Here is a 12,865-nt window from a genome sequence, read left to right as displayed (position 1 = left end):
TCGGCGAGTGTTTACTCGTCGTCGTCATCGTCGTCGCGGCGGCGCTTCTTCTTGCCCTCCCGGCCCGGGCGCAGCAGCGCCTCGGCCAGGGCGAGCACCGTCTCCTCCAGGGAGGAGAACCGCTTGGTGATGTCGTCGTGCGAGTTCTCCACCGCCTCGGTGACGGTCTCCTCGAACTCGTGGCGGTCCGGGCGCTGCTTCAGCTCGCGGATGACCGGCTCCACCGCGGAGGTGACGTGCGAGTCGATCTCGTCGAGCTTGCCGGAGTGGTCCAGCAGCGGACGGTCCACCAGTTCGGTGAGGCGGCGGTGCAGCTCGCTGACCTCCAGGGTCTGCGGCAGCTGGTTGAGGCGCTGGTTGAGCGCCTCGAGGCGGTCGTCGATGGCCTCCATCCGGCCGTCGACCCCTTCGAAGTGGCCGCTGACGCCCTCGAACTGGCCCTCGACCCCGTTGACCCGGCCGTCGATCCCGTCCAGGCGGCCGTTGAGGCCGTCCAGGCGGCCGTCCACCCGGTCGATCTTGCCCTCGACGCTCTCGAAGCTTCCCTCGAAGTGGCCCTCGAAGGTGTCGAACCGGTCGGTGAGGCGGCCGAGCTCGTGGTCGACCTTGCCGGTGATCTGCGACAGGTGGTTGTCCACCTTGCCGTTGAGCCCTTCGCGGTGCCGCTCCAGCCGCTCGTCGAGCGCGCTCCGGTGGGTCTCCACCTGCTCGGTGAGGGCCTCGGTCAGGGTCTGGTGCCGCTCCTCGGCCTCGGCGGCCAGCCTGGCGCCGTCCTCGGTGACGAAGGTGCGCAGCTCGGCGAGGTCCGCGGCGACCTTCTCGGCGTCCTCGGCGATCCGGGCGGAGAGGGCCTCGGTGCGCTCGGCCACCGAGTCGCGCAGGCCCTCGGCGGTGGCCTCGGCGTGCTCACGGGTCTCGGTGCGGCCCAGCTCGATCTGCTCGTCGAGCTCGGACAGGCGCTGGCGCAGGTGCGAACGCAGGTCGTTCAGGGAGCTGTCGTGGTTCTCCCGCAGCTTGGCGAGCGAACCGGTGACGTCGGCGACGGCCGCGGTGGCCTCGGCGTGGTTCTCCTCGGCCTGGGTGTTCAGGTGGCCGAAGCCCTCGGTGACCTTGCCGGCGAGGGCTTCGTGGCGCTCCTCGGCGGTGGCGGCGAGGGACTTCAGGTCCGAGGCGAGGACCTCGTGGCGCTCCTCCGAGGTGGTGGTGATGGCCTTCAGGTCCGAGGTGAGGGCTTCGTGGCGCTCGCCGGAAGCGGTGGCGAGGGCGCCCAGTTCCTCGGCCAGGGCCGTGGTGCGCTCGCCCAGCTCGCCGGTGTTCTCCTGGAGCTTGCCGAGCAGTGTCTGGTGCTGCTCGGCGGTGCGCTCCTCGAAGAAGCCGCGCAGTTCGGCCGTGCGCTCGTCGAGGGAGGAGGTGAGCTTCTCGCCGAGGCCGGTGCTGGCGGTGTCGAGGGCCTCCCGGCTCTCCCGGACGGCCGTGGCGAGGGTCTCGCGGCTCTGGTCGATCGCTTCGGCCAGTTCGTCCTTGCCCTCGGACAGGGTGGTGCGGACCGTGGTGGTCAGCTCCTCGTGGCGTTCGCCCAGGGTGGTGTCGAGGGCGGACAACGAGGCTTCGATCTGTTCGGCCCTGCCGTTGAGGCTCTCCAGGGCCGCGTCCAGGGCGTCCAGCCGGGTCCCGACGGTCTCGCTCAGCGCGTTGACGCGCTCACCGACCTCCGCGACCTGCTCGGCGGTTCGGTTGCCGGTCTCGGACATGCGCTGGAGACGGGTGAGGGCGGTGTCGAGGTGCCCGGCGACGCGGTGGGTGTCCGCCCGCAGGGACGGCATGTCCGACAGGGGCTTGACCTGCTGTCCGACGACCTCTATGTGTTCGGCGAGGGCTTCGGCCCACTCCGGCGGGCGTGCGAGGAAGTCGTCGATCCGGCCGTCGACCGCGGTGATCGACTCGGCCAGGGAGGTGAGTTCCCGTTCGCGCAGTTCGCGAAGCAGCCACTCCATCCCCTCGAGACGCTGGCGCATCTCTTCGCTGACGGCGCCCTGGGACTTCTGCTCGGAGACGTGCTCCTGGGCGGCCTGGGAGAGCAGGTCACGCATCCGGTCGGAGACACCGGCCTGACCTCCCCCGTTGAGGAAGTTGTGATTGGTCTGTTCCACCGAGGTGCTCCTTATGGTTCTGGCGCTCCCGTCCGCGTCCGGCCCGTCGCACGGGGGCCGTGCCGGGAGGACGGGTTCTCGATGGTCCCCGGGTGGGCGTCGTTCCGCGCCAGTTGTGCCCCACTGTGATTGAAGTGTGACTGTACGTACACACGGGGGGCGTGGGCCGAGTGTGAGCCGAACCGCGGGGCGGATCAAACAAGCACGGCCTTCCGGGTGAACCCATGAGAAGGGAAAGAATTCAGCGGCGCCAGTTTAACGACATCACCCCGTGTAACCCCAGGGGTTCGCGAAAGATATGGGTGTGGGAGATAACGATACGGTCTGTGCGCCGTGTCCGGAACGCCGTTCGGGAGGCCCGAACCCCGCTTTCCGGGGCCGGATCAGCTTCCCGAAGGCTCCGTGACCTCGCGGCACAGCAGGTAGAAGGGCTTTTCCCCGATTCGGGTGAGAACGATCGTCACCGATTCCGGACCGGAGGCGCGCAGGTCGCGGCGGAGTTTCTCGGTGTCCACCGCCGAACCGCGTTTCTTGATCGTTACCGTTCCGGCGCGGTGGGCCCGAACAGAGGAGCGGAGCCGCTTCAGCGAGAACGGCGCGAACTCCACGACCTCCAACAGCCGCCACAGGGGGGAGGGCTCCGCCCGGTCCGAGGTGAAGTAGGCGATGCGCTCGTCCAGCAGGGCGCCGTCCACCCGCGCGGCGGCCTCCGCCACCAGATGGGAGCGGACCACGGCCGGGTCCGGGTCGTACAGGTAGCGCCGGGCCGCGGCGACGGGCGCGGGCCCCAGGTCCGGGTCCGCGTCCAGGTGTGCGACCGAGCCTTCGCGGGCCAGTAGTCCGGAGCGCTCGTGCAGCACCGTCGCGCGGCGGCCGGCCCCCCGGGCCAGGGCCCCGAACCACAGTGCGGTCTCCTTCAGTTCCCCGTCCACCGAGATCCACTCGGCAGAGGCCGCCCGGGGCAGCACCTCGTGCGGGATGCCCGGAGCGGCCTTCAGGCAGGCCGCCTCCGCCCCCTCCGCCAGCCGGGTGGCCACGTCCCACGGTGGCGAGTAGGCGGCGGGGTCGAAAACCCGGCCCCGCCCGCCGCGCCGGGCCGGGTCGCAGAACAGGAGTGGGTAGTCGCCAGGAGTGACCCCGTTCACGTCGCCCTCGCGGACCCGTGCGTGTCCGGCCAGGCCCAGCGCCTCGATGTTGGCGCGGGCCACCGCCACGGTCAGCGGGTCGGCGTCCACGCCCTCCACCGGAACGCCCCGTCCGGCCAGGGCGAGCAGGTCGGCGCCGATCCCGCAGCACAGGTCGCCCGAGGCCGCACCGCCCGAGACGGAGGCGGGCAGGCTCCGGGCGGTCCGCTCGGCCCGGTACTCGGCGACGGTTCGGCGGGTGGACTGCTCCAGGCCGTTCGGGGTGAAGAACATTCGCCCGGCGTTCTCCCCGAATTTCGCCCGGCCCCGCGCACGCAGACCAACCTGGGTCATGACCGCGTTGACCAGCTCCGACACCGGCAGGTCCGGGTCGAGTGCGGCCACCTTCGGATCCTGGCGCAGCCGGGAGGCGGCCGTCAGCGGGTCCCGGGCGGCGGTCACCGGGTCCACCCCCGCCAGGACCTCCCGCCCCGCGTCGGTGAGCAGCGCCGAGAAGGCGGGCACGCGCATGGATCCTCCTGCTGTGGGCACGACGGGGTGGCGGGCCGTCCCCGTGACCAGGGCCCCCGCCACATTTCCATTCTGGCACTCTCGGGGGTAGAGTGCTAAATGCGACGAGGCCGGTCTGGCACCCGCGACGACAGGCCGCCGCGGTCGCCCCTTTTACGCAGTCTGTCCGTGCACTCGCACGGGCCGACGATCAGTACACCGAGACTTTGAAGGGGGAGGTCACACAGTGTCGACCGCCACCAAGACCGTGCTGAAGCCGCTCGAGGACCGCGTCGTGGTCAAGACCCTGGAGGCTGAGCAGACCACCGCCTCCGGTCTGGTCATCCCGGACACCGCCAAGGAGAAGCCCCAGGAGGGCGAGGTCCTGGCCGTGGGTCCCGGTCGTCTCGACGACAACGGCAAGCGCGTTGCCCTCGACGTGAACATCGGTGACGTCGTTCTCTACAGCAAGTACGGCGGCACCGAGGTCAAGTACGACGGCCAGGAGTACCTGGTGCTCTCCGCCCGCGACCTCCTCGCGGTCGTCGAGAAGTAGTTCTCGGCCAAGAGCCATCAGGCGTAGAGCCATCTGCATCCCGCACCGGTCGGCCCTCGAAGCCGGGCGGGGCGGGATGTTCGTTTTTGACCCGAACGGTTAGAGGAAGCACTCACACATGCCGAAGATCCTGGAGTTCGAGGACGACGCCCGCCGCGCCCTCGAGCGGGGCGTCAACCGCCTCGCCGACGCCGTCAAGGTGACGCTCGGCCCGCGCGGCCGCAACGTCGTCATCGACAAGAAGTTCGGCGCCCCCACCATCACGAACGACGGTGTGACCGTCGCCCGTGAGATCGAGCTGGCCGAGCCCTACGAGAACCTGGGCGCGCAGCTGGTCAAGGAGGTCGCCACCAAGACCAACGACGCCGCCGGCGACGGCACCACCACCGCCACCGTGCTGGCCCAGGCGCTGGTGCGCGAGGGTATCCGCAGCGTGGCCGCGGGCGCGTCCCCGATGGCCATGAAGAAGGGCATCGACGCCGCGGCCGCCAAGGTCTCCGAGATCCTGCTCAGCCGCGCCGTGCCGATCAAGGAGCGCGAGGACATCGCCTACGTGGCGACCAACTCCGCCCAGGACGCCCAGATCGGCGACCTGATCGCCGAGGCCTTCGACAAGGTCGGCAAGGACGGCGTCATCACGGTGGAGGAGGCCCCGACCTTCGGTCTGGACCTCGACTTCACCGAGGGCATGCAGTTCGACAAGGGTTACGTCTCCCCGTACTTCGTCACGGACGCGGACCGCCAGGAGGCGGTCCTCGAAGACGCCCAGATCCTGATCAGCCAGGGCAAGATCGGCAACCTGAACGAGCTGCTGCCGCTGCTCGAGGAGGTCGTGCAGAGCAAGAAGCCGCTGCTGATCATCGCCGAGGACGTCGAGGGCGACGCCCTGGGCGCCCTGGTGCTCAACAAGATGCGCGGCACGCTCAACGTCGCCGCGGTCAAGGCGCCCGGCTTCGGCGAGCGCCGCAAGGCCATGCTCCAGGACATCGCCGTGCTGACCGGCGGCCAGGTCATCTCCGAGGAGGTCGGCCTGACCCTGGAGAACGCCGACCTCTCCGTGCTGGGCAGCGCCCGCCGGATCACCGTCACCAAGGACACCACCACCATCGTGGACGGCGGCGGCCAGCAGTCCGAGGTGGACGACCGGGTCCGCCAGATCCGCAACGAGATCGAGGCCAGCGACTCCGACTGGGACCGCGAGAAGCTCCAGGAGCGTCTGGCCAAGCTCGCGGGCGGCGTCTCGGTGCTGAGCGTCGGCGCGGCCACCGAGGTCGAGCTCAAGGAGAAGAAGCACCGCCTCGAGGACGCCATCTCGGCGACCCGCGCGGCCATCGAGGAAGGCATCGTCGCCGGTGGCGGTGCCTCCCTGGTGCACGCTTCGACCGCCCTGGGCGACCTCGGCATGACCGGCGACGAGGCCACCGGTGTGGCGATCGTCCGCCGCGCGCTGGTCGAGCCGGCCCGGTGGATCGCGGAGAACGCGGGTGCCGAGGGCTACGTGGTCACCCACCGCGTCTCCGAGATGGAGGTCGGTCACGGCTTCAACGCCGCCACCGGCACCTACGGCGACCTGACGGCCGAGGGCATCATCGACCCGGTCAAGGTCTCCCGCTCCGCCGTCCAGAACGCCGCCTCGATCGCGGGCATGCTGCTGACCACCGAGGTGCTGGTCGCGGACAAGCCCGAAGAGGACGAGGACGACGGTCACGGCCACGCCCACTAGGGTTCGGCCGTACCCGGTCCGGGGGCGGGGCGCGTCGGCGTCCCGCCCCCGTCCACTACCACGGGAGTGGCGTTTCACACCCGCACCTTTGTGCCAGTTTCGGGCTATTTTCCCAAAATGTAACCATTCCGTAGTTGCTGATTGGAGTGGTTGGGTCCCCAACTGCGGGCATCATTCGTTACGTGACGGATACAGGCGCCCGGGGGGGCGTTACCGCGCAGCGGCCAGGTGCGCCCGCAGGGCGCGAGGAGACCGACCCCGCTACGCGCGAGACGGGGTTGAACCATCTGGGATCACTCGCCGTCCAGGGGGACGACGGGGCCCTGGACTCGTTGCTGCGCGAGGTCAGACCCATGGTGGTCCGCTACTGCCGTACCCGCCTGGCCCGGGTCTCGGGGCTGGCGCACTACTCGGACGACGTGGCGCAGGAAGTGTGCATCGCCCTGCTCACGGCGATCCCCCGCTACCAGGACCGGGGCAGGCCCTTCGCCGCCCTCGTGTTCGGCATCGCCGCGCACAAGGTCGCGGACACCCTGCGGGTCGCGGGCCGGGTGGAGACGGTCCCCACCGACACCGTTCCCGAGCCGCAGGACGACGGCCCGGGGCCCGAGGAGTCGGCGGTGCGCGTGGTCGAGGCGCAGCGGGCCAGAGCACTCCTCGACGAACTACCCGAACAGCAGCGCAGGCTGCTGATCATGCGGGTCATCACAGGACTTACAGCAGACGAGACGGGACATCTCCTTGGTATGTCGGCAGGAGCGGTACGGGTTGCCCAGCACCGAGCTATTGCTCGGCTTCGGAAGGTGGCCCTGGCGAACCGCGTCCTCCCTTGAGCACGGCGCCGCGTCCCGTCCGGGCCGGCGCCCCTGTCCCAACCGGCCCCGGAACCGCGGCTACTGCCGCTATCCCCGGTGGTCCTCCTGGCGGTGACCCGCCCCGGGGCGGTGTGAGGGGCGGGGACGCACACCCGTGGCCTTGATCACTTCGTGATCGAGGTGACCGGGCGAACATCCCATTCCATCTGGCCGGTGCCGGACGACAACCTAGGATGAGACGACACGCGGGGGCGATCCGCGAAGGTGTTGCCGGGAACAGCGGAGGTTGTGTCATGGGCCAGGACCACAGCGACTACGGGGACAAACTGCTCCCGCCGGGGCTGACTTACGACGACGTGCTGTTGGTACCGGCCTACTCCGACCTCCAGCCGGGCGAGGTCGACACCACCACCAAGCTCTCCCGCAACATCTCCCTCAGTATCCCGCTGCTCTCCGCCGCGATGGACACCGTCACCGAGGCCCGCATGGCCGTGGCGATGGCCCGCCAGGGCGGCGCGGGAGTCCTGCACCGCAACCTCTCGGCCCAGGACCAGGCCGCCCAGATCGACCTGGTGAAGCGCTCCGAGGCGGGCATGGTCACCGACCCGGTCACCTGCCACCCCGAGGACGACCTCGCCGAGGTGGAGCGCCTGTGCGCCCACTACCGCATCTCCGGTGTCCCGGTCACCGACGCCCAGGGCGGTCTGGTCGGCATCGTCACCAACCGCGACATGCGCTTCGAGAGCGACCGCTCCCGGCTGGTGCGCGACGTCATGACCACCGAGAACCTGGTCACCGCCCCGGTCGGGGTCAGCCGCGGACAGGCCTTCGAGCTGTTGCGCAGGCACAAGGTCGAGAAGCTGCCCCTGGTCGACGGCCAGAACCGCCTGCGCGGCCTGATCACGGTCAAGGACTTCATCAAGAGCGAGCAGTTCCCCGACGCCACCAAGGACGCCGACGGCCGCCTGGTCGTCGGCGGCGCGGTCGGCGTGGGCACCGAGGCCGAGGAGCGCGCCAAGCAGCTCATCGACGCCGGGGTGGACTTCATCGTCGTCGACACCGCGCACGGCCACTCCTCCGGGCTCGCCGACATGATCGCCAAGCTCAAGGCCAACTCCCGCGCCGACATCGTCGCGGGCAACGTCGCCACCCGGGCCGGAGCGCAGCTGCTCATCGACGCCGGCGCCGACGCCGTCAAGGTCGGTGTGGGCCCCGGCTCGATCTGCACCACCCGCGTCGTCGCCGGTGTGGGTGCCCCCCAGCTCACCGCCATCCTGGAGGCGGGCAGGGCCTGCGGTCCCGCGGGCGTCCCGCTGATCGCCGACGGCGGCCTCCAGTACTCCGGTGAGATCGCCAAGGCCATCGTGGCGGGCGCCAGCACCGTCATGCTCGGCAGCCTCCTCGCCGGTGTCGAGGAGAGCCCGGGCGAGCTGATCTTCATCAACGGCAAGCAGTTCAAGGCCTACCGCGGCATGGGCTCGCTGGGCGCGATGCGCGGCCGGTCCTTCTCCAAGGACCGCTACGCCCAGGCCGAGGTCTCCTCCGAGGACAAACTCGTCCCCGAGGGCATCGAGGGCCAGGTGCCGTTCCGCGGTCCGCTCTCCGCCGTGGCCCACCAGCTGGTCGGCGGCCTGCACCAGTCGATGTGGTACGCGGGCAGCCGGACCGTCCCCGAACTCCGGGAGCGCGGTCAGCTGATGCGGATCACCAGCGCCGGTCTGCGGGAGAGCCACCCGCACGACATCAAGATGACGGTGGAAGCGCCGAACTACAACGCGCGCTAGACGCCGTCGGACCGCCCTCTGCGCGGGGTTGACCGCGGGCCGATAGACTCGCGTCCGCGGTCATGCGCCGGTCGACCGACCGGCGCCGCACGTCAGAGGGGAATCGAAGAGTTGGCTCAGGTGGAGATCGGGCTGGGCAAGAACGGGCGTCGTGCCTACGAACTCGATGAGATCGGGATCGTGCCCGCCCGGCGGACCCGCGACCCGGAGGAGGTGTCGATCGCCTGGCAGATCGACGCCTACCGGTTCGAGACGCCCCTGGTGGTCAGCCCCATGGACAGCGTCGCCTCGCCGAAGACCGTCGTCGCGGTCGGTGAGCAGGGCGGCCTCGGCGTGCTGGACCTCGAAGGTCTGTGGACCCGCTACGAGGACCCCGAACCGTTGCTCCAGGAGATTCGGGAACTCGACGACGTCGCCGCGACCAAGCGGCTCCAGGAGATCTACGCGGCGCCGATCCAGGAGGAGCTGATCGGCCGCCGGATCGAGGAGATCCGCGACGCGGGCCTGGTGACGGCGGCCCGCCTGTCGCCGCAGCGCACCGCCCAGTACCACAGGGCGGTCGTGGACGCGGGCGTCGACATCTTCGTCATCCGCGGTACCACCGTCTCGGCCGAGCACGTCTCCGGGCGGGCCGAGCCGCTCAACCTCAAGCAGTTCATCTACGACCTCGACGTGCCCGTGGTCGTCGGCGGCTGCGCCACCTACACCGCGGCCCTGCACCTGATGCGTACCGGCGCGGCAGGCGTGCTGGTCGGGTTCGGCGGCGGCTCCGGCCACACCACCCGCTCCGTGCTGGGTGTGGCCGTCCCGATGGCCAGCGCCATCGGTGACGTGGCCGCGGCCCGCCGTGACTACCTCGACGAGTCGGGCGGCCGCTACGTGCACGTCATCGCCGACGGCGGCATGACCGGCAGCGGCGACATCGCCAAGGCCCTGGCCTGCGGGGCCGACGCCGTCATGGTCGGTTCGCCGCTGGCCCGCGCCGTCGAGGCACCCGGCCGCGGCTACCACTGGGGCAGCGAGGCCCACCACAGCGAACTGCCGCGCGGGGAGCGCGTCGGGGTGGGCACGATCGGCGACCTCAAGTCGATCCTGCACGGCCCGGCCTCCACCAGCGACGGATCCATGAACCTCATGGGTGCGCTGCGCCGGACCATGGCCACCTCGGGTTACACCGACCTGAAGGAGTTCCAGCGGGTCGAGGTCGTGGTGAACCCGCACCGCTAGGCCTGTCGGCTCCGATCCTTCGCCCGCCGCCCGCGCGGGCCTGGGGCGGGATCCGCTTGGGGCGCCCCGGTCGACCGGGGCGCCCTTCGCGTTCTCCCGGGCCGGTGCGGTCGGTCGGCGGCGGTGTGTCACTATGGGGCGTGTTTTGCTTTCCGTGATCTCACAGTGACTTCCCCTTGGAGGACTGCATGGGTGACAGCGTGTCCGGTACCAGCCGGCGCCGTCGGCGCGGACCGGCGATCGCGGTCAGCCTGGCCCTGGTCGTGTGCCTGCTGGTGACGACGGGGGTTGTGGTCCTGGTGGGCCGTGTGTCCAGCGTGCTCAACGACTGGGCGCCGCCCAGCGCCGCGGCGGTCCCCTCGGACGGGACGATCGCCACCCCCGCGCACGAGGAACTCACCGGACCGCCCGAGCAGAGCGGGGTGACGCCCCGGGAGGACGAGGAGCCCGACGAGGCCGTCGTAGGCGCGGACGAGCGGCCCCGGCCCTCCGCGGCGCTCCGTCCGAGCGACGAGTGGCTGGACGGGGTCTCGGAGAGCACCGGTGTGCCGCGCCGGGCCCTGGAGGGCTACGCCAGCGCCCAACTGGTGCTCGACTCGGACCAGCCCGAGTGCCGGTTCTCGTGGCCCACGCTCGCGGGGATCGGTTACGTGGAGTCCCGCCACGGCACCTACGCGGGCGGCGAGCTCGGCTCGGACGGGAACACCACCGTGGACGTCATCGGTATCCCGCTGGACGGGACCAACAACACGCAGGCCATCCCGGACACCGACGGCGGAGAGCTCGACGGCGACACCGAGTGGGACCGGGCGATCGGCCCGATGCAGTTCATCCCCGGGACCTGGGCGCAGTGGGGGGAGTCCCTGGAGGGCGTGACCCCGGACCCGCACAACATCGACGACGCCGCGCTGTCGGCCGCCCGCTACCTGTGCGCCGGCGGCCGGGACCTGACGTCGGCGCAGGACTGGGAGTCGGCGGTCCTCTCGTACAACCGTTCCGGCACCTACGTCAGCGACGTCCTGGCCTACGCGCACGCCTACGCCGACGCCGCCTGAGCCGTCGCGCGCGGGGAGGTAAATCGGTCGTGTCGCGTGTGGCGGCATCCGGCGTCCCCGGCGCCCGGTTAGCCTGAGGGCGTCTTCGGCGGACGCTCAGGCCCCACCGGTCGGGTAGGCGTCTTTCCGGGACACCGATCGAGAGGGAGGACGACCAATGGCGACCACCTGGTTGGGGCCGAAGGGGCGCACCGAGGCGCTCGCGGCGATGGCTGACGAGGAACTCGACGTCCTCGTGGTCGGCGGTGGGATCGTCGGGGCGGGCATCGCCCTGGACGCCGTCTCACGCGGCCTCTCCACGGGGCTGATCGAGGCGCGGGACTTCGCTTCGGGCACCTCCAGCCGGTCCAGCAAACTGATCCACGGCGGGCTGCGCTACCTGGAGCAGTTCGACTTCGAGCTCGTTCGCGAGGCACTCCAGGAACGCGGGCTCCTGCTCACCACCATCGCCCCGCACCTGGTCCGCCCGGTGCCCTTTCTCTTCCCGTTCGAGCACCACTGGGAGCGGTTCTACATCGGCGCCGGGGTCACGCTCTACGACGCCCTGGCGCTGACCTCGCGGAACAACCGGGGACTCCCGGCGCACCGGCACCTGTCCAGGTCCGGGGCGCTCAAGGTCTTCCCCGCCCTCAAACGCAGTGCGCTGGCCGGGGCCATCCAGTACTGGGACTGCCAGGTCGACGACGCCCGCTTCGTCACCACGGTCCTGCGCACCGCCGCCGGGCTCGGGGCGCGGATCGCCTCCCGGGTCCAGGCGGTCGAGTTCCTGCGCGAGGGCGAGCACGTGGTCGGCGCGGCCGCCGCCGACCTGGAGACCGGGGAGACGAAACAGATCCGGGCCCGCCAGGTGGTGAACGCCGCCGGGGTGTGGACCGACGACATCCAGGAGATGGTCGGCGGCCGTGGCCAGGTCCACGTGAGCGCCTCCAAGGGTGTGCACCTGGTGGTGCCGCGGGACCGCATCCAGGCCTCCTCCGGGATGATCCTGCAGACCGAGAAGAGCGTGCTGTTCGTCATCCCATGGGGCCGCCACTGGATCATCGGGACCACCGACACCCCCTGGGACCTGGACAAGGAGAACCCGGCGGCGAGCCGGACCGACATCGACTACGTCCTGGACCACGTCAACCGGGTGCTGCGCACGCCCCTGACCCGCGACGACGTGGAGGGTGTCTACGCGGGGCTGCGGCCGCTGCTGACGGGTGAGTCCGAGGAGACCTCGAAGCTCTCCCGCGAACACACGGTCGCCCACCCGGTACCCGGGCTGGTCCTCATCGCGGGCGGAAAGTACACCACCTACCGGGTCATGGCCGAGGACGCGGTGGACGCGGTGGCGCACGGACTGGGCGGGGCGGTCCCCGCCTCGGTCACCGCCAAGCTGCCCCTGGTGGGCGCGGACGGGTACGCCGCGCTGTACAACCAGCGGCACCGGCTGGCCCGGGACTCGGGACTGCACGTCTCCCGGGTCACGCACCTGCTGCGCCGGTTCGGCTCCTCGGTGTACGACGTGCTCGACCTGATCAGGGAGCGGCCCGATCTGGGCAGCCCCCTCGCGGGCGCCGAGGACTACCTGAGGGCCGAGGTCGTCTACGCGGTGGAGGCCGAGGGCGCCCGCCACCTGGAGGACGTCCTGTCCAGGCGTACCCGGATCTCCTTCGAGACCTGGGACCGGGGCATCGCCGCGGCCGAGGAGGCGGCCGGGCTCATGGCCGAACCCCTGGGCTGGGACCGGGAGCAGATCGAGCGGGAGGTGGAGTACTACCGCAAGGGCATCGAGGCCGAACGCGCCGCCCAGGAGCAGGACACCGACCAGGAGGCCGACGCCGTCCAGCACGGGGCCCCGGAGATCGTCCCGGACATCCACGTCGGCGGGGAGCGGAAGCAGTCCTGAGCGCGGCCCGGTAGGGGTGCTCGGGACAGC

General features: G+C 70.9%; 9 protein-coding genes. 7 read left to right on the top strand and 2 right to left on the bottom strand.

Going from position 1 to position 12,865, the window contains the following annotated elements; all coding sequences use genetic code 11:
• Positions 1-11 precede the first annotated feature (11 nt).
• On the bottom strand, positions 12-2,150 hold the full coding sequence (locus ACUKCB_RS17510) for a coiled-coil domain-containing protein (RefSeq protein ID WP_473036677.1): 2,139 nt from the start codon (positions 2,148-2,150) through the stop codon (positions 12-14).
• Between the two features lie 383 nt (positions 2,151-2,533).
• Positions 2,534-3,805, bottom strand: coding sequence for a THUMP-like domain-containing protein (locus ACUKCB_RS17505; protein WP_473036676.1), 1,272 nt, complete (start codon positions 3,803-3,805; stop codon positions 2,534-2,536).
• Between the two features lie 226 nt (positions 3,806-4,031).
• Between ACUKCB_RS17505 and groES the strand changes: the two genes are divergently transcribed.
• From groES to glpD, 7 genes are all read left to right on the top strand, one after another.
• A complete protein-coding gene (groES, locus tag ACUKCB_RS17500) occupies positions 4,032-4,340 on the top strand; it encodes a co-chaperone GroES (RefSeq protein WP_191268663.1) in 309 nt (102 codons plus the stop codon).
• Positions 4,341-4,458: 118 nt separating this feature from the next.
• Entirely contained in the window at positions 4,459-6,063 is a 1,605-nt protein-coding gene (gene groL / locus ACUKCB_RS17495; protein ID WP_473036674.1) for a chaperonin GroEL, read from the top strand.
• A gap of 182 nt (positions 6,064-6,245) precedes the next feature.
• Positions 6,246-6,896, top strand: a complete 651-nt coding sequence (locus ACUKCB_RS17490) for a sigma-70 family RNA polymerase sigma factor (protein WP_473036673.1) — start codon at positions 6,246-6,248, stop codon at positions 6,894-6,896.
• A gap of 275 nt (positions 6,897-7,171) precedes the next feature.
• Positions 7,172-8,662, top strand: coding sequence for an IMP dehydrogenase (guaB, locus tag ACUKCB_RS17485; RefSeq protein ID WP_473036672.1), 1,491 nt, complete (start codon positions 7,172-7,174; stop codon positions 8,660-8,662).
• Between the two features lie 120 nt (positions 8,663-8,782).
• Positions 8,783-9,889, top strand: coding sequence for a GuaB3 family IMP dehydrogenase-related protein (locus ACUKCB_RS17480; RefSeq protein WP_191269080.1), 1,107 nt, complete (start codon positions 8,783-8,785; stop codon positions 9,887-9,889).
• Between the two features lie 188 nt (positions 9,890-10,077).
• Positions 10,078-10,944, top strand: a complete 867-nt coding sequence (locus tag ACUKCB_RS17475) for a lytic transglycosylase domain-containing protein (RefSeq protein WP_473036671.1) — start codon at positions 10,078-10,080, stop codon at positions 10,942-10,944.
• A 157-nt stretch (positions 10,945-11,101) separates the two neighbouring features.
• Complete coding sequence (gene glpD, locus ACUKCB_RS17470) at positions 11,102-12,835, top strand: glycerol-3-phosphate dehydrogenase (RefSeq protein WP_473036670.1); 1,734 nt, start codon at positions 11,102-11,104, stop codon at positions 12,833-12,835.
• Positions 12,836-12,865 lie beyond the last annotated feature (30 nt).

Source organism: Nocardiopsis moroccensis (genome assembly GCF_055763695.1).
Note: the sequence above shows the minus strand (reverse complement) of the source record. Positions and strands in the feature narration are given on the sequence as shown.